The 16,684-nt window shown below is 59.4% G+C and carries 15 protein-coding genes and 4 tRNA genes; 13 read left to right on the forward strand and 6 right to left on the reverse strand.

Annotated elements, in window-relative coordinates; all coding sequences use genetic code 11:
- Positions 1 to 123 precede the first annotated feature (123 nt).
- The 6 genes from MHJ63_RS05670 to MHJ63_RS05695 all read left to right on the forward strand — a co-directional run bounded on the left by MHJ63_RS05670 (position 124) and on the right by MHJ63_RS05695 (position 1,697).
- The gene (locus tag MHJ63_RS05670; protein ID WP_035757608.1) at positions 124 to 576 is read left to right on the forward strand and encodes a DUF2871 domain-containing protein; all 453 of its coding nucleotides are present in this window, start codon (positions 124 to 126) and stop codon (positions 574 to 576) included.
- Positions 573 to 1,052 (forward strand): DUF3817 domain-containing protein, encoded by a 480-nt coding sequence (locus MHJ63_RS05675; protein WP_035757607.1) that lies wholly within the window; start codon positions 573 to 575, stop codon positions 1,050 to 1,052. Before MHJ63_RS05670 ends, MHJ63_RS05675 begins: the two co-directional genes overlap by 4 nt.
- 210 nt (positions 1,053 to 1,262) lie before the next feature.
- Positions 1,263 to 1,336: transfer RNA gene (locus MHJ63_RS05680), tRNA-Gly, on the forward strand.
- Between the two features lie 48 nt (positions 1,337 to 1,384).
- Positions 1,385 to 1,458, forward strand: a tRNA-Cys gene (locus MHJ63_RS05685).
- Positions 1,459 to 1,482: 24 nt separating this feature from the next.
- Positions 1,483 to 1,554, forward strand: a tRNA-Val gene (locus tag MHJ63_RS05690).
- Positions 1,555 to 1,623: 69 nt separating this feature from the next.
- Positions 1,624 to 1,697, forward strand: a tRNA-Gly gene (locus MHJ63_RS05695).
- 164 nt (positions 1,698 to 1,861) lie between these two features.
- On the opposite strand, the gene zapE is transcribed toward MHJ63_RS05695, so the two are convergent.
- Positions 1,862 to 2,905, reverse strand: a complete 1,044-nt coding sequence (zapE, locus tag MHJ63_RS05700; protein WP_035757606.1) for a cell division protein ZapE — start codon at positions 2,903 to 2,905, stop codon at positions 1,862 to 1,864.
- A gap of 307 nt (positions 2,906 to 3,212) precedes the next feature.
- On the opposite strand from zapE, the gene MHJ63_RS05705 reads away from it, so the two are divergent.
- Together MHJ63_RS05705 and MHJ63_RS05710 are read left to right on the forward strand one after the other, a co-directional pair.
- A complete protein-coding gene (locus tag MHJ63_RS05705; protein ID WP_035757605.1) occupies positions 3,213 to 4,133 on the forward strand; it encodes a sulfurtransferase in 921 nt (306 codons plus the stop codon).
- A 12-nt stretch (positions 4,134 to 4,145) separates the two neighbouring features.
- On the forward strand, positions 4,146 to 4,580 hold the full coding sequence (locus tag MHJ63_RS05710; protein WP_035757603.1) for a SufE family protein: 435 nt from the start codon (positions 4,146 to 4,148) through the stop codon (positions 4,578 to 4,580).
- A gap of 81 nt (positions 4,581 to 4,661) precedes the next feature.
- On the opposite strand, the gene MHJ63_RS05715 is transcribed toward MHJ63_RS05710, so the two are convergent.
- The gene (locus MHJ63_RS05715; protein ID WP_052048693.1) at positions 4,662 to 5,867 is read right to left on the reverse strand and encodes an alpha/beta hydrolase family protein; all 1,206 of its coding nucleotides are present in this window, start codon (positions 5,865 to 5,867) and stop codon (positions 4,662 to 4,664) included.
- A 46-nt stretch (positions 5,868 to 5,913) separates the two neighbouring features.
- On the opposite strand from MHJ63_RS05715, the gene msrB reads away from it, so the two are divergent.
- Positions 5,914 to 6,330 carry a peptide-methionine (R)-S-oxide reductase MsrB gene (msrB, locus tag MHJ63_RS05720; protein WP_052048691.1) on the forward strand — a complete coding sequence of 139 codons (417 nt, stop codon included), beginning with the start codon at positions 5,914 to 5,916 and terminating at the stop codon, positions 6,328 to 6,330.
- Between the two features lie 84 nt (positions 6,331 to 6,414).
- Here the strand turns inward: msrB and MHJ63_RS05725 are convergent, their stop codons facing one another.
- Entirely contained in the window at positions 6,415 to 6,783 is a 369-nt protein-coding gene (locus tag MHJ63_RS05725) for a roadblock/LC7 domain-containing protein (RefSeq protein WP_035757698.1), read from the reverse strand.
- Between the two features lie 1,118 nt (positions 6,784 to 7,901).
- On the reverse strand, positions 7,902 to 9,431 hold the full coding sequence (locus MHJ63_RS05730) for an ATP-binding cassette domain-containing protein (protein WP_083289404.1): 1,530 nt from the start codon (positions 9,429 to 9,431) through the stop codon (positions 7,902 to 7,904).
- A 248-nt stretch (positions 9,432 to 9,679) separates the two neighbouring features.
- Between MHJ63_RS05730 and MHJ63_RS05735 the strand changes: the two genes are divergently transcribed.
- The 4 genes from MHJ63_RS05735 to MHJ63_RS05750 all read left to right on the forward strand — a co-directional run bounded on the left by MHJ63_RS05735 (position 9,680) and on the right by MHJ63_RS05750 (position 14,513).
- A complete protein-coding gene (locus MHJ63_RS05735; protein ID WP_420876135.1) occupies positions 9,680 to 10,339 on the forward strand; it encodes a DUF3000 domain-containing protein in 660 nt (219 codons plus the stop codon).
- An 80-nt stretch (positions 10,340 to 10,419) separates the two neighbouring features.
- On the forward strand, positions 10,420 to 11,694 hold the full coding sequence (locus MHJ63_RS05740; protein WP_239446464.1) for an HRDC domain-containing protein: 1,275 nt from the start codon (positions 10,420 to 10,422) through the stop codon (positions 11,692 to 11,694).
- A gap of 202 nt (positions 11,695 to 11,896) precedes the next feature.
- Positions 11,897 to 14,008 carry a 3-hydroxyacyl-CoA dehydrogenase NAD-binding domain-containing protein gene (locus MHJ63_RS05745; RefSeq protein ID WP_239446492.1) on the forward strand — a complete coding sequence of 704 codons (2,112 nt, stop codon included), beginning with the start codon at positions 11,897 to 11,899 and terminating at the stop codon, positions 14,006 to 14,008.
- Between the two features lie 13 nt (positions 14,009 to 14,021).
- The gene (locus tag MHJ63_RS05750) at positions 14,022 to 14,513 is read left to right on the forward strand and encodes a Rieske (2Fe-2S) protein (protein ID WP_239446465.1); all 492 of its coding nucleotides are present in this window, start codon (positions 14,022 to 14,024) and stop codon (positions 14,511 to 14,513) included.
- 123 nt (positions 14,514 to 14,636) lie between these two features.
- Here MHJ63_RS05750 and MHJ63_RS05755 read toward each other — a convergent pair whose 3' ends face one another.
- Together MHJ63_RS05755 and MHJ63_RS05760 are read right to left on the reverse strand one after the other, a co-directional pair.
- Positions 14,637 to 15,272 carry a response regulator gene (locus MHJ63_RS05755; protein WP_070490909.1) on the reverse strand — a complete coding sequence of 212 codons (636 nt, stop codon included), beginning with the start codon at positions 15,270 to 15,272 and terminating at the stop codon, positions 14,637 to 14,639.
- The gene (locus MHJ63_RS05760; protein ID WP_239446466.1) at positions 15,269 to 16,579 is read right to left on the reverse strand and encodes an ATP-binding protein; all 1,311 of its coding nucleotides are present in this window, start codon (positions 16,577 to 16,579) and stop codon (positions 15,269 to 15,271) included. The genes MHJ63_RS05755 and MHJ63_RS05760 overlap by 4 nt, the downstream gene beginning before the upstream one ends.
- Positions 16,580 to 16,684: the final 105 nt, after the last annotated feature.

Consider the following 16,684-nt stretch of genomic DNA (forward strand, 5'->3'; position numbering starts at 1 on the left):
TCTGCCTCTTCAAAGAAGTTGAATGACGTTAAAGTCCGGACCCCATTCCCGAACCCCAATAAAGGCCGAACCCGTTGCGCCTCTGCCGGAACCTGAAGCGCCGGAACCGAAAGGAACTGAACCGTGAAGAAGCTGCTGAACGCATCCTTGATCTATTTGATCGCAGGCTTGACCGCCGGCGTTTTCTACCGTGAATTCACCAAGATCAACGAATTCCCAGAAGGCCAGTTCACGCAGCTTGGGGTTGTACATACACACTTGCTCGCACTTGGTTTCATGGGGTTTCTCATATTTCTCGTGGTCGAGAAGGTTTTCTCGATTTCTGACAGCCCCAAACTGTTCGCTTGGTTCTTCTGGCTCTACAACGCCGGTCTCGTTGTGACGTCAGCGATGCTCACCTGGCACGGCAGCCTCACCGTACTTGGCCGGGACTCTTCGGCCATGATCTCCGGCATCGCAGGCTTGGGACACATCGCCATTTCGGCCGGCCTCATCGTCTTTGTTGTGGCTGTGCGCCGCGCAGTCACACCTAAAATTGTTGCTGCATCTTCCACCAACGGAGCGACCATTCGATGACTACTACATCACCAAGCAAGCCTGTCAGCCCTCGCCTGCTGTTCCGCACCTTCGCCATCGCAGAAATATTCACATGGGCAGGGCTCATTACCGCGCTGATCCTTCGCGCACTCGATGTCGCCAACATCGTGCCGATTGCCGGCGGCATCCACGGGTTCGTGTTCTTGAGCTATGCTACCTCCACCGTTTTCGTGTGGGTCAACCAAAAGTGGCCGGCCCGCATCGGCCTCACGGGCGTGCTGCTTGCAGTCGTGCCGTTCGCAACCCTGCCGTTTGACCTCTACGTAGACCGCAGGGGCCTGTTGAAGGGCGGATGGCGATTAGCGCCGGGAGGTGAGGAACCGAAAGGTTTCATCGAGCACGTTCAGGCGTGGGTTTTACGTCATGTGTGGCTCGCGGCCGTGCTGTTGGTTGCGTTCGTTGCGTTGCTGTTCGTGACGTTGCTGTGGCTTGGACCGCCAGTGCCTCGAAGCTAACGGCACGATGCGTTGCCAGCTTTGCTCGGGCGGCGCGCTCACTCGTGAGCTGGGGCATTCTGCGGATGGGCAACGCATATCGCAGGTCTTGAGACACTCGGCCTGACCCCGATTTGGCATCGAGGCAGAATCTGGTCTAGAGTAATCACTCGTTGGCATCACACCGGAAACGGTTTCCGAACAGGAAACTAACTGCGGGTGACACCACGTGCGGACATAGCTCAGCTGGCTAGAGCGCCACCTTGCCAAGGTGGAGGTCGCGGGTTCGAATCCCGTTGTCCGCTCGCAAACCACTTGCTGGCCTGTCATAGGCACCGTAGTTCTACGGATGTGGTGGGGTGGCCGAGAGGCGAGGCAGCGGCCTGCAAAGCCGTATACGCGGGTTCGAATCCCGTCCCCACCTCCACTAAGTGATTTGCAGCCTATATAGGCGCGATTGGCGCAGCGGTAGCGCGCTTCCTTGACACGGAAGAGGTCACTGGTTCGAACCCAGTATCGCGCACGAGAACCGCGGTTCTTCAGACTTGAACCACGGTTTCTATAAATACGGTCCTGAACTGGACTGTCATTTGCGGACATAGCTCAGCTGGCTAGAGCGCCACCTTGCCAAGGTGGAGGTCGCGGGTTCGAATCCCGTTGTCCGCTCTCATGACGGAAGGCCGGGAACATCAAAAGATGTTCCCGGCCTAACGCGTTAAGGTGCAGAGCTCTCACCCGGCACCGCCCTACCACGCAGCACCGTCCTGCCGTCTAGCACCGGCCTGCCCCCTAGCGCCTGGCGGCAACCCGCCAGACGCTAGGAAGCTCGCTTAGGATTCAGCGCCCTGGCCTTCGCGAACCAGCGCGGTCAAACGAGAAACTGCGCGGAAGTATTTCTTCATGTAGCCACCGGCCATCATTTCTTCCGTAAAGAGGTGATCGAACGAGCCGCCGGAAGCAACGATCGGCACGTCCTTGTCATAGAGGCGGTCAGCGAAAACCACAAACCGTAGAGCGATCGCCTGGTTGGTAATCGTCTCGACGTTGTGCAGTACCAGCACATCGGTATCGCTCAGAAGCTTGCGGTAACGCGACGGATGGACTTTCGATAGATGCTCTACGAGCTCGCCGAAATCGTCTTCGGCGATGTGCGCATCCGGGTAACGTTCCTCCGCAAACGACAACAGCTCGCTGTCATTCATTGGCTCCGGAGCGTCCGGCAGGCCACGATGGCGGTAGTCCTCACCGTCCACGCGGATGATCTCGAACTGATCCGCCAAAACCTGGATCTCACGCTGGAAGTCCTGGGCGGCAAAGCGTCCCTCCCCCAGCGCACCAGGCAACGTGTTCGATGTCGCAGCCAGCTTGACCCCGGCATCGGCCAGTTCACGCATCAAGCGGGACATCAAGACGGTGTCGCCCGGGTCATCGAGCTCAAACTCATCGATGCACACAAGGTTATAGGTCTTGAGGATCTCAACCGCCCGTGGGAAGGTGAGCGCGCCCACAAGGTTGGTGTACTCGACGAACGTGCCGAACGCACGCTTGCCTTCCGTCGCATGCCACAGCGAAGCCAGAAGGTGGGTTTTACCCACACCGAAACCACCGTCAAGATAGATGCCTGCCGGACCTTTCGCTTTCTTCTTTTTACCGAACAGCTTCTTGAGGCCCTTCGCGGGCGCGGCATCCGCGTTGACGGTTTCTGCGAACTCCTGCAGACGTTTCACCGCGGCCGCTTGGCTCGGCTGGGATGGGTCGGGGATGTAGGTGTCGAAGGAGACCTCCCCGAACCGATACGACGGATGCATTCCGTCTAGAAGTGCCTCTGCGGCGACGTTGGGGGTGATGTCGGTCAACTTGTGAATGGTTGCCACGTAGATGCGTTTCCTCAGGTTGCAGTGCCTCATATGCGTCGTCAAGTTGATGTGCCAGCAAGCACGCCTGCGTTCGCAACCGCTCCTCGAGGCACTTTCTCAACGATGTCTCTGCCTGTGATCTTACGCAATCTGGCGTTTGTTTCCTTTTGTGTGCGCCACATCCAAGCTGTGTTTTATTTGTCACTAGGCTGGAAGGGAATCATTGCGCACCCATTCTGGTTGTTCAAGATAGGTGCATTTCCGCGTCAGCGTAATGCTGTCGCTAGGTCCGAACGTGAACAAAATATAAGGAGATCGTTCAGGTATGTCAGAGGTTTTAACGGAGGAAGCTCGCCACGCGCAATATGCGCACCCGGAGAAGCTGGTATCCACGCAGTGGGTCGCGGATCATCTGCATAAGCCCGGCGTTGTGATCGTGGAGTCCGATGAGGATGTTCTGCTGTATGAGACCGGACACATCGAGGGTGCGGTCAAGCTGGATTGGCATACCGAGCTTAACGATGCGGTGACCCGTGATTACCTCGATGGTGAGGCGATGGCGGCGTTGTTGAGCCGTAAGGGCATCAGTCGTGAGGACACCGTGGTGGTGTATGGCGATAAGTCCAACTGGTGGGCAGCGTATGCGCTGTGGGTTTTGGAGTTGTTTGGTCACCCGGATGTTCGCTTGATGGATGGCGGCCGCGATAAGTGGGTTGCGGAAGGCCGTGAACTGACGCGTGAGGTGCCTGAGCGTGAGGCGACGGATTATCCGGTGGTTGACCGTGATGATTCGAAGTTGCGTGTCTTCTTGCCCGAGGTTCTTTCACTGCTCGGTTCTACCCCGTTGATCGATGTCCGTTCCCCTCAGGAGTACACGGGCGAGCGCACGCACATGCCGGATTATCCGGAGGAAGGTGCGTTGCGTGGCGGCCATATTCCGACGGCGGCTTCAGTTCCGTGGTCAAGCGCAGTTGGTGAGGGTTCGGTGATCAAGCCTCGCGCTGAGCTTGAGGCGCTCTACATGGATCAGGCCGGTTTGAAACCAGGCGATGACGTGATTGCGTATTGCCGTATTGGCGAGCGTTCGGCGCTGACGTGGTTCATTTTGAAGTACGCGCTCGGCTTCGAGAATGTCCGTAACTATGACGGCTCGTGGACTGAGTGGGGCAATGTTGTGGGCGTCCCGATTGTTGTGGGTGAGCAGCCGGGTACCGTGAAGCCTGGCTCTACCGTCCGCGGCGCTTAGGAGGGAGCTTCGATGGCTTTGCCAGCTGCTTTGGCAGAGATCGCAGAGGATTTCAACGCGCTACCTGAACCGCAGCGGCTTGAGTTGCTGCTCGAGTTTTCAGATAACCTGCCCGAGCTTCCTGAGCGTTACCAAGATGCTGATCTTGAACAGGTGATTGAGTGCCAGTCCCCTGTGTTTTTGACGGTTGAGGTCGCTGATGATGCCGAGCATACGGTGGGCGTGTTCATTACGGCCCCGCCTGAGGCGCCTACTACGCGCGGTTTCGCAGGCGTGTTGGTTGAGGGCCTCCATGGGCTACCGGCTGAGGAGGTTCTTGCAACCCCGGATGATTACCCGTCAACTATCGGCTTATCGCGCGCTGTTTCACCGTTGCGTTTGCGTGGGATGACGGCGATGCTGGGGCGGATTAAGAACCGTGTGCGGAAGGAACTCGCGCACACTTGACCGTGTTTCACGGTGCTTCATGCTGTGACAGCGCGCTCACCCGTTTCGGGTGGGCGCGCTGTCGTTTATATGCGCTGTCGTTTATATCCGGAGAGTTTTCTGGAGCCAGTTTTTGAGTGTTGTTTCCCATTTGTGTGGGTCGACGTTCCATTCGCGTACATGCCCGGCGCGTGTGAATGGTACGAGCGTGACGTAGCGTGGGTTCTTTTTCGCGAGCCGTTCGGATGAAATGTATGGCACAAACCGGTCGTCGCGGGAATGCTGGATCAGCACAGGAGTGGTGATCTGGTCGGCGCGTTCAACCCAGTTCAGCGCCTTGAGGTCGATGGGTGAGGTCAGGCCGGTGAGCTTCTTCCCGATACGCTGGCCTAGTAGCCACTCCCCGATCCGTCCCGAGAGGTACGGGATGTTGTTGATCTTCGCTTGATACCGCAGGATCTCGAACCAGTCGACTGCAGGGCCGGTCAGTGCCAACGCACGGATGCGGTGCCGGTAACGCGACAGCTCGAGGGTGCGTAGCGAGATGGCTCCGCCCATCGACCAGCCCACAAGCACGATGTCTTGGGCGCCGTGGCTGAGCGCGTACCTGATAGCCGCATCCACATCGTGCCATTCGGTCGCGCCTAAGCCGTAGCGGCCGTTGTTGACTTCCGGGCCTTCGCCGTCGTTGCGGTAGCTCATGGAAAGCACCGTGAGGCCAAGTTCACTCAATGGTTTGAGCCCGCGCAGGGTTTCAAGCCGGGATGCTCCGCGCCCGTGGATCAGAATCGCCCACGTTTCCGGGTGGGTGGTGCCCTCAACGAGCCACGCCGGCGCAGGGCCAGCTGTGAGTGGCACGTACACTTGCGTTGCCTGCACGCCAGCATCCGCTGGGTTGATGTAGTAGTTGCCGCCAATGCTGCCGCTGGTTGCCTGGCTGATGTCGCCGTGGTCGATGCTGATGATGCGGCGGCGCACACTGTTGCGTGACGGCGTCGGGACGATGTCCCCGATCTTCATGTGCCCGGTGTAGTTGTTGAACCACAAGGAGTAACGGCCGGGGGCTGTGATTTCTGGGCCGCGGGATTGCAGATCGATGTATGGGCCGATGTGGTCCTCGCCTGTGTCGAGGATCTTCACGTGTTCGGGGTTGTTTCGTGAAGGAGTCACGACTGCGCGGGCGAAGAGGGACCCTAAACCGGTGATCACGCCGGCCCCGACGATTCCTGCTCCTAGCCCTGCGACAGCCCATTTTGGCGTGCCGGCGTGGTTGGTTCTGTGCAGTTTCTTGTTGGCTGCGGATCCCATGCACCCCATCATCTCACCTATTGGTGGCGCCTCGTAGACTGACTCTATGCATTCCTTTGTTGACGATCCGTTGGGCCGCGGCGATGACGCGTGGCGTGAGCAGCTGAGTCCTGAAGAGTACGTTGTGTTGCGTCAGGCTGGCACAGAACGGCCAGGTACGGGCGCGTACACGGACGATGCCACCGAGGCGGTGTATGCGTGCCGCGGCTGCGGGGCTGAACTGTTTTCTTCGGACACGAAATTTGATGCCCGATGCGGTTGGCCGGCGTTCTATGCGCCGGAGGATTCTTCTGCTATCCGCTATCTGGTGGATGATTCGTTAGGGATGCGCCGCGTTGAGGTGCGGTGCGCGAGGTGTGATTCGCATCTGGGGCACGTTTTTGAGGGTGAAGGCTTCAACACCCCAACGGATCAGCGGTACTGCATCAATTCGATCTGCTTGGTTCAGAAGCCGGTCTCATGATCCATAAAACGAAGCAAAACAAAACTGCCTCGCCCGAAAGGGCGAGGCAGTCGATGGGCCCGGATGGTACTAGACCAACGTGTATTAGACCGAAACCTGCTTAGCAACCTGCTTGAGCTTGTGGCGGGCCAATGCCAGGTTAGCCTTCGCACGGTCAAGGGTCAGGTACAGGAACAGGCCTGCGGTGCCCTCAGTGGCGAGGATGTTGACCAGGTGGTACTGGTCGTTCAACGTGATCATGATGTCTTCGATCCGGCCGTTGAGACCAATGTCGTTCATGGTGTTCATCTTTGCACGAACCACGTTCGAGTTACCGGCGGCTGCAACGTTCAGGTCGAAACCTGGCGCGCCACCGAACGCGAGCGCCATGCCCGAGTCGATGTCAACGATTGCGGCACCAGTTGCGCCGTCAATGGAGAGTAGTTCGTTTACAGTCTGGTCAAGTTGTGCCATGGGCGTCTTCCCTTCATTTCCTGGGGCGGCACCGTCAGTTGCATCGGTGCTCGCGGTTTCCGTTTCCGATTGCGCGGAAACAGAGCTTCGTACGGCGGAGCCTGTCGGCTCCGTCGAGTCTTCAAAAGCAGGTGCGAACGCGTTTTCTTCGCTCGTCGGACTTTTGTCTTTTTCTACTTTATTTTCGTCCAGGACACGCAACTCGGGGCGTCTGCCTGACTCCCCGATAGGTAAATTATCAAAAAATGACCCACCTGAATGACGCGCGTTGTATCGCGAACGGTCACGGGGCCGCGGATTGACAGCAGCCACCGATTCCTCTTGAACCGGCTCCGGTTTCGGTCGTGGTTCTGTGCTAGGTCGCGACTCCGGTTTCGGTTGTGGTTCTACGTTAGGTTGTGGATCCGGTTTTCGTTCCGGCCTCGGTGAGTGCTCCTGCCTCTGCTCTGGAGCAGGCTTCGACTCTGTCGTTGGCTTCGGCGTTGTCGCTGGCTTCGGTTCCTGCTGGGCCGCAGGCTTCGGCGTCGCAGCTGATTCGCGTGCGGAATCACGGTTCGGCTGCGGCGCTGGTTTGGGTGCCGCTGCTGGCTTGGAACCAGGTGCTGGCCTCCGCCTCGCGCCGGCTTCGGATACCGGCACTAGCCTCGTTGCAGGTTCGTGAGTCGGCTCAGGCGTTGCCCTGTGTTCTGGCGTCCGTTCCGACTTCGAATCTGCAGGCGTTGACTCAGCCCGTGCCTCTGGCCGTGAAGCGGGCGCCGGCCGTGACTTCACCTCTGGCCTTGGCATCGCAACTGGCCGTTGCCGGTTTGTTGGCCGTGGTTGTGCTCCTGGCTCCGTCTCGTCGGAGTGTTTCAGCACATCGTCGAATGAAGCATCAGCCTCATCTGGCGAGGACGCTGCATGTTCAGGCCTGCGCCGTGGCTTCTCATCCCTGCTTCGGTCCTGATGCTTGGGTGCTCTCCACGCTGATGTGTTGGAGGTCCCTTCAGCACCGCCAGAGGATAGACCGGTCTCGTCGAGTTCATCGGAAGCTGCGTACGGTTGTTGCAGGTCGAGGTCATCGTCCCTCGATTCTCCGCCACGTTTGAACCAGCTAAAGAACCCAGCCATCGTTCTACCTAGCTATCGTTGCCGTTCGGCGATACTGCACGGCGGCCAGAGCCACCCGTCTTCCACTGGCTGCCAAGAGCGATCATGACCAGCATGTCCTCCGTGAGCCCCGCGTTCGGGTACACGTCGATGAGGTCGCCGTCACGCATGACAGCTACGCGGTTCGAGTTATCGAGCACCTCGGTCATGTCGCTCGAGATCAGGATGACAGCGCCACCGTGGCCGGTGATTTCGCTAATCATTTCGTAAACCACTTCACGCGAGGCAACGTCAACACCGCGGGTCGGGTGGCTGAGCACAACAACATCGGCGTCAGCCTGCAGCCACTTCGCCAGCGCTACCTTCTGCTGGTCACCGCCGGAGAGGTTACCGATCGATTCGTGTGGGCCGACCGCGCTGATGTCGAGGCGCTGCATGGTTGCCACAACTTCACGGAAACGCTTAGCTTCCTCAACGAAAGAGGTGCCTTCCATCGGCTGCATCGTGGCGCTCGCCATCGTGTCATCCTTGGTGATGCCGCGAGCGTTGTCTTCGTCGTGCAGGTAGGCGATGCCGTTCTTGGTGGCATCCTCCGTTGACTGAATGCTGATCTCGTTGCCGTTGAGTCGCAACGTTCCACCGGTCGACGGGTTGAGGCCGCCGATGGCCGCGCCGAGTTCGATGTGGCCGGAACGGCGCATACCCGTGATGCCGAGAACTTCGCCGCGGTTGACCGTGAGCGTGACAGGGTTGACGCCCTTTGCTTCAAACGCCTCGATCTCGAACAGCGGCTCGGGATCTGCAAGCTCCGTAGGCCGCTCAACTGGGGCGAACTCGCGCATGAAGATCGCGTTGGCGATACCGGGCGCGCCACCGGATTCGCTTGGCTCAAGTTCGCCGAAGATTCTTCCGTCACGAATGATGACGATGCGGTCGCTGAGGGACTGCACCTCATCCAGACGGTGGGAAATGTAGACGACAGAACGGCCTTGTTTGGTCAGGCGGTTGGTGATGGCGTGCAACACAGAGATCTCGAGGTCATTGGAGACCGCGGTGATCTCGTCCAGAAGCAGCAGGTGAGACTCTTCGAAGGAGAGGCGGAGCAACCGCACGCAGACCTGTTCAGCGCGTGCGAGGTCGCCTAGACGCGCGTTAGGGTCGATGTTGATCCCGTCGGCTTCGAGCAGTTCTTGAGCCTGCTTGACTTTTTCTTCATACGGAGCGCTGGCTTGGAACGAGGTGGCGAAGATCTCCTCGGCCACCGTGAGCTCTGGGTCGACTGTGAAATCTTGCGGGATTGCACTGACTCCAGCGGCCAAGGCTGCCTCACGTGAATCGGGGTTGTAAGGCTCCCCCGCGAGGATCATTTCGCCCTCGTCAGCCTTGTAGGCGCCGCCAATGACGTTGAGCAACGTTGACTTTCCGGCACCGTTCTGGCCCACCAGGCCGATGATCTCGCCGCGTGCGATGTCGAGGTTGATATCGACAAGCGCGTCCTTGGAGCCGTGGCGCTTTTGGAGGCCGCGAGTTGAAAAGAGGATGGAGTCCTGGTCGAGCATGGTTTATGAAGCTACCTTTCAAGACTGCCGTGATGGCGCAACAAAACGTGGTCGACGTCGGAGCATGGTCGACGTCCACGCCAGCTGACAGCTTGGATTCTCTTGAGTTCTCTACAAACGACAGAATGCTATAACTGAATTCTAACCTACGCCAGGAAGCGTTACGCACAGTCGCTGGCAGATGACCCGGGTTGAGCGTTATCGGCGTGCCGTCACCAAAAGATTTTCGTGTTCCATAAGCTAGCGGTGTGGGTTTTAGCGCAGACACGACACGGTTGAGGTCAACCGGTGTTCCGCACGAATTTTCGATGGTGCTGGACGGTCTGAAGCGCGCCCTGGTTCGTCCTGAGATGACGCTCGAAGAGATCCCCGCACCTAAACGTCTAGCCCCATACGCGGTCGCGCTCAAAGCGAATGTCGCAGCCGTTCAAGGTGAGGTTAAAGACAAAACCATCAAGGGTTCAAGCGCTGTTCCAAGCGCTGAAACGGACTCTAGCTCGGAGCTTGCCACGGGCAGGTTCATTTTGCTGTTTGATCCGCAAGGCAACACGGTATGGGACGGCACCATGCGCATCGTGACCTATATCCGCGCCGAAGTTGATGGCGAGATGGGTAACGATCAGCTCGCCGCTTCTGTCGCGTGGACGTGGCTGGTTGAGGCCCTCGAGGAACACGGCGCACCCTACCGCCGCGCCGGCGGGACAGCGACACGTGCCTTAAGCGAGAACTTCGGCGATCTTCAACAGCGGCCGGACTCTGTCAACATCGAGCTTCGGGCCTCCTGGACCCCGGGCAACTACAACGTCCAAAACCAGCTTGAAGCCTGGTGTGACATGGTCTGTTCGTTCGCGGGGCTCCCCCCTCTCGAAGATGGGATTACACCGCTTCCCAACGTCCGCCTCACTTAAGCGAGTTCCCTGCTGAGGCGGCGTGAGCATCGGGTAAAGTACGCCTCATCTGGTCACTGGCCAGTATGATAAGAAGAACCATGAAGCTTGATCCCCCGCCGGCAGCACTTCTCGCCTCTGGTCAGTTCCCGGAGCGCGATCCTTCAACTCTCCCCCTGCTTGATTCTCCTGCAGACGGGATCCCGCCGGTGATTTCCACGCGCGCCGCATTAGATAACGCGGTAGCGAGTTTACGTGAGGGGCACGGCCCTGTAGCGGTCGATGCGGAGCGGGCGTCCGGTTTTCGTTACGGTCAGCGTGCATTCTTGGTGCAGTTGCGTAGGGTCGGTGCCGGGACGTTTTTGATTGATCCTGAAGCGTTCGATGATCTTCTGGACGTGAATGAAGCGCTGGCTGATGCCGAGTGGATTTTGCATGCGGCACATCAGGATCTGCCGTGCTTGCGTGAGCTTGAATTACAGCCGAATAAGTTATTCGATACCGAGCTGGCGGCCCGTTTGGCCGGCCTGCCTCGGGTTGGTCTGGCGTATGTCACTGAGACGATGCTGGGTGTGCGTTTAGCTAAAGAGCATTCAGCGGCGGACTGGTCGGTGCGGCCTTTGCCTCAAGATTGGCTGAATTACGCAACCCTCGATGTTGAGGTTTTGATCGAGTTGCGGGACCAGCTTGAAATGCTTCTTCGGGGTCAAAAGAAGTGGGAGATGGCGCTCGAGGAGTTCGAGTATGAACGTCTCAAACCCGGGCCTCAACCAAAGAAGGACCCGTGGCGGCGCACCCACGGTTTGCATCAGCTGAAAGATAAGCACCAGATCCTAGCGGTTAAGGAACTGTGGGAAGAACGCGAGAAGGTTGCGCAAAATAAGGACCGCGCGCCTGGCCGTCTGTTACCGGATTCTGCGATTATCGCTGCGGCGCGGAACCTCCCGGCGACCGTTCCGGCACTGTTGCGCACTGAGGGTTTCCGCGGCCGGCTAGCCTCAAAGGAAGCCCGCCGCTGGGTCACAGCTATTGCTCGTGCTCGGAACGCAACCCGTTTCCCTCCCCGGACTGCGCGACGCTCAACGATGCCTCCCCCACGCTCCTGGAATGACCGCTTCCCTGATGCCGCCGAGCGCTACCAGACCGCGCGCTGGCGTTTGGAACGCGACGCCGATGCGCTAGGGATGCCGCTCGAGAACCTGCTGGCACCCGCTACTTTGAAAGAAATCTCGTGGCAGCCGCCCGAGGAGCTCACCCTTGATTCGGTGAGCGAACGATTGCGTGAGCTGCACGCCCGCGAATGGCAGATCCGCCGCACAGCCGCCGTGATCACGGTTGCGTTCTTGGAACCTGAACCGCTTGCGGACGCGTCATAAACTCCATAGCGGGCCCGCTGCTGAGCACGAGCCTCCCCCGCATGTGATCCACCTCACTACTATGCGGTAACCTCCTGTTGAGAGGTTGAACCGCTTCCTAGGAGGAACTCACGTGACCGATTCAGTCAACCCCACCGAAAACCCTGCTGCATCCAACGACTCCGCTTCAGCTACCGCAGACCGATTCGCACGTTTCGATGACTTGCGTTCGGCGGCCCCGAACGAAATCGTAACCCACGTTGAGGTTGAGGATCATGAGGTTGGCGGCCACACCATCGCCCTCATGACGATGGTCGCAGAGAAAGAGGGACATCCTGCAACCTTGGGGCCTGCCGGCCTAGCGAAGATCGGCCGCGCGGCCGAAGCTCAAGTCAAGCGTGCCGAAGCCGGTGAGATCGACGCGATCGCTATCACAGGTACTGGCCGCACGTTCGCTGCTGGCGCGGATCTCAGCACCATCCGCACCCTTTCGGATCCTGATGACGGACGCCGGTTAGCAGAACTCGGCCACGTGGCCTACGACGTCATCGCTGATGCCGATGTTCCAAGTTTCGCGTTCATCAACGGTCAGTCCCTGGGCGGCGGTTTCGAGACCGCTCTGGCTTTCAAGTACCGCACCGTCAACACAGCCACACGCGCGCTGGGGCTTCCGGAGGCTGGCCTCGGTTTGATTCCTGGTTGGGGTGGCGTCTATCGCTTCCCGCGCATCGTGGGTATCGAAAACGGTCTGAAGGTCATGCTCGAGAACCCGCTGAAGGGCAACCGTTTCCTTACCGGTAACGAACTTGTTGAGATGGGCGGGGCTCATGTTGGTTTTGGGCCGGAGAATTTCCTGCAGGACTCCCTGGATTGGGCGGCATCCGTTCTGGATGGCACAGCGCCTGAGGCTCAGCGCGAACTCGAGGATCCCTCTGATCCTGAGGTTTCTGCCCGTTGGGATGCAGCACTGAAGTATTCGCGCGGTCTTGTTGAGAAAGCTACGCACGCCGAAACCCGGCCTGCGCCGACCGCTCTGCTTGATGCGCTGGATGCGAACCGTTCGATGACGCAGAAGCAATCTGCTGAGCTTGAGGTGGATACGCTTGCGCGCTTGATGTTCACTCCGGCATTCCAAAACACCATCTATTCGTTCTTGGAGCTATTCCAGGCGCGCGCTAAGCGTCCGGCTGGCGTGCCGGCTGTTGAGCCTCAGAAGATTTCGAAGGTCGGCGTGGTCGGTGCGGGGCTGATGGCCGCGCAGCTTGCACTCGTGTTCGCTCAGAAGCTGCAGGTGCCTGTCGTGATGACGGACATGGATGAGCAGCGCGCCCAGGCTGGCTTGGATCATGTTGCCGGTTACCTCGCTAAGAACGTTGAACGTGGCCGGATGAAGGAAGAGGACGCTCGCGCGATCCAGCAGCTCATCACGGCTGGCACCGATAAAGGTGTTTACGCGGATGCTGATTTCGTGATTGAGGCCGTGTTTGAGGAGATCGGCGTCAAGCAGCAGGTTTTCCGTGAGGTTGAGAAGATTGTGCGCCCGGATGCGATCCTCGCAACCAACACGTCTTCGCTTTCGGTCAAAGAGATGGCCGAGGTCCTGGAGCATCCTGAACGTCTGGTGGGTTTCCATTTCTTCAACCCTGTAGCGCAGATGCCGTTGATCGAGATTGTGCGCGGGCCTGAGACCTCGGACCAGGTTCTTGCTACCGCGTTCGCCGCCGCGAAGGGCCTCGGCAAGACTGCAGTGCTGGTCAAGGACGCACCGGCTTTCGTGGTCAACCGTCTGCTGTTGTTGCTGCTCGGTCTGGTTATGGACGCATTCGATCAGGGCATGGACCCGCACGAAGCGGATTCGGCGTTGGATCCGTTGGGCCTTCCGATGTCCCCGTTTGATCTGCTCGCGATGGTCGGTTTGCCGGTTGCTCAGCACGTAGCTGAGACGCTGAACACGAGCTTCCCTGAGCGTTTCCCGCTTTCGAAGAACCTACAGACGCTCATCGATAACAAGATCACCTCAATCTGGTCGAAGGACGAGAAGGGCCGGAAGTTCATCCCGGAAGAGCACCTGGCCTTGCTTGAACGCGGGGACGCCACGATCACCAAGGATCAACTGCTCACAACGGTGCTCGATGCGCTGGCAACTGAAATCCGCATCATGCTCGATGAAGGTGTTGTAGCTGGCCCGCAAGACATCGACTTGTGCATGATCCTAGGTGCCGGCTGGCCGCAGCACCTCGGCGGCATCACCCCGTTCCTTGACCAGTCTGGTGCGAGCACCCGCGCCAACGGTGAAGCGTTCGGCGCGTGGAGCTTACCGGCATCCACGAAGTGACACAATGGGCAGTATGGAAAACAAAACTCCGGTAAATAACGCAGCGGCGGCAGAGGTTGCCTCGCCAGCTGAGCACGATGCGGCGCATCAGGGTTGTTGTGCCTCGCGTCGCGCTGTCCTAGGTGGCGCGGTCATGGGTGCCGCCGCCCTGGGGCTTGCCGCATGCGGACCAAGCGGCCCCGCAGAAATCCCTGAAGCCACGGGTAAGCCTGAGGCGGTTATGAAGGTCAGCGATCTTGCTGTGGGGTCTCAGGCGAGCGCGGCGGCAGGGCAGACCAAGCTCGTATTGTTCCGCCCCTCCGAGAAGGAGGTGCTGGCGTTTTCGGCGGTCTGCACTCACGCAGGGTGTGAAGTCAGCCCGGGTTCAGAGAACCGTTTCCACTGCCCATGCCACGAGTCCTGGTTCAAAGCCGAGGACGGCACCGTCATTTCCGGTCCAGCGAATGCGCCGCTACCGCGGTTTGCATGCGAGATCAAAGGCGAGGACATCCTCGTTTACATCTAGTAGTTAGCAAGCCACTACGGTTTCAGGCCCCGGACAACACCCGTTGTCCGGGGCCTGCCGTTTTTCATGGTGATTCCGGCAGGCACAGCAGTGTTGTCTAGAAGCGCGGCATAGCAGCGCGGTCTAGAACAGTCCGCGTTCTCGGGCTTCGGCGACGGCCTGGGTGCGGGAGGTCACCCCAAGTTTTTCGAATACGTGAACCAGGTGGGTCTTCACTGTTGCTTGCGAAACAAAGAGTTTCTGGGCGATCTCGGCGTTCGTGAGCCCGTCTGAGACGCACTGCAACACTTCCAGCTCGCGCAGCGTCAGGCTCGGCAAGGGTGAGACGAGCCGTTCCATGAGACGGCTCGCTATCGCCGGGGCGAGCGCTGACTGGCCAGCGGCTGCCGCGCGCACTGCCGGCAACAGCTCTTCCGGTGGGGCGTCCTTGAGCAGGTAGCCTGAGGCTCCGGCCTCGACTGCCGCGAGAATATCGGCGTCCGTATCGTGGTTGGTCAAAACCAAAACCGGCATCGTGAGCCCCGCTGCACGCAGACGCTGAATAGCTACCGCGCCGGAGCCTTCATGGTCTAGCCGCAGGTCCATCAAAACCAGGTCAGGGCGCTCCCGCTCAACCTCGGCAACAGCATCGTCTTCGCTTCCTGCCTCCCCCACTACCGTGAGGTCATCTTCCATCTCCAGCAGGGCGCGCAAACCAGCCCGGACCACGGGATGATCATCCACCACAACAATGCGGATGCGATCACGTGCTTCGCTCATAGCTCCTCCTCGCCGGTGTTACTAGCTTGCCCCGCTCCGTTCTGGCCTCCGCCTTGTGACGCGTCGGCTTCAAGCGGGATCCGTACAGAAATCCTTGTGCCCTGACCGGGCCGGGCATCCACCACGAGTTCCCCGCCCAGCTGTTGGGCCCGCTCACGCATCAAAGCCAAACCAAAGTGGCCTCTGCCCGGTGTGCCTTCCGGCGCTTTCGACGGACTAAAACCAACCCCGTCATCGCTGATCGTGAGTGTCGCCGTGGCGTCATCGTGCTCAAGTGAAACCAAAACCCGGTGGGCCTGGGAATGCTGGCGGGCATTACCTACCGCCCCTTGAGCGATCCGCAGCAGCGCAGACTGTTGGCTCATCGTCAACGGTGGGTCATCACTCATCACGACCACGGCCGGGCCTGCCCCCACATCGGCGAGCCGCTCCAGGGCACCGGTGAGCGTTTCATCAGACAGCGCCGCCGGTGCCATCCTGCGCAGCATCCCTCGCGTCTCTGACTGCGCGTCTTCGGCTGCCGAACGGGCCATGACGATGTATTCCTTCGTCTTACGATGCTCATCATCGGTTGGCAGGCCACGTTCCGCGGCGTGCAACAGCATCTGGATCGAGGACAAGGACTGGGAGACACCATCGTGAATCTCTCCAGCTAAGCGGGCACGTTCAGCCTGCACCCCGGCCTCCCGTTGACTCACGGTCAGTTCCCGCTCCGTGTCCAAGAGTCTCTGTAGCAGAGATTCACGCATTGCCGCCTGATACGCGACCGCGCGCAACGCCCAACCAATCATGATGCTGACCGATGCCCCCAGGACAGGGCCGATCACAACCGCGAAAGAAAACCCGATGTGAAGGGAAACAAAGAAAATAGCGCAGGCCGTGGCGGCCGCAACAGCGACCGTGCCGAGCTTCATCCCCAAGAGGAACAGCAACGCGAAAAAGAACGGAAACACCAAATACGAGGCTTCCAGGATCTGGCTCGCCGCCAGCATCCACGCCGCCCCCATGAGGCTCAGCCCGGCCACGGTTGCCGCGGTGTTTTCGTGAACCTTGCCTCGCTCAACCTGAATCGCGCCACCGGCCCACCCGGCAACGAAGAGCACAACGCCTGCCATGCCTAGCCAACCGTGATGCGTCTGCCCCGGCGTCTTACTCAGCCCCACACCGGCCGCGAAAGCAATACCAGCGCACACGAGCATCACAATGTGCAGGCCAGCCCGCAACATGCGGAAGGCCGGGGCCATCGCTGAAACAACATGCTCCGGCTCCGGCACTGCACGGGCAGAAGAAGGCGTGAGCTCAACCATATGTATGAGAATACTGCGCTCAACCGCACGCCTTGACGCTCATACATCAACCGAAAGGTTGATCCTCGGCCTCAACCATGTTGGCAACCAAGATCAGTCCTCCGC

Source organism: Pseudoglutamicibacter albus (genome assembly GCF_022346425.1).
Classification (GTDB): Bacteria; Actinomycetota; Actinomycetes; order Actinomycetales; family Micrococcaceae; genus Pseudoglutamicibacter; species Pseudoglutamicibacter albus.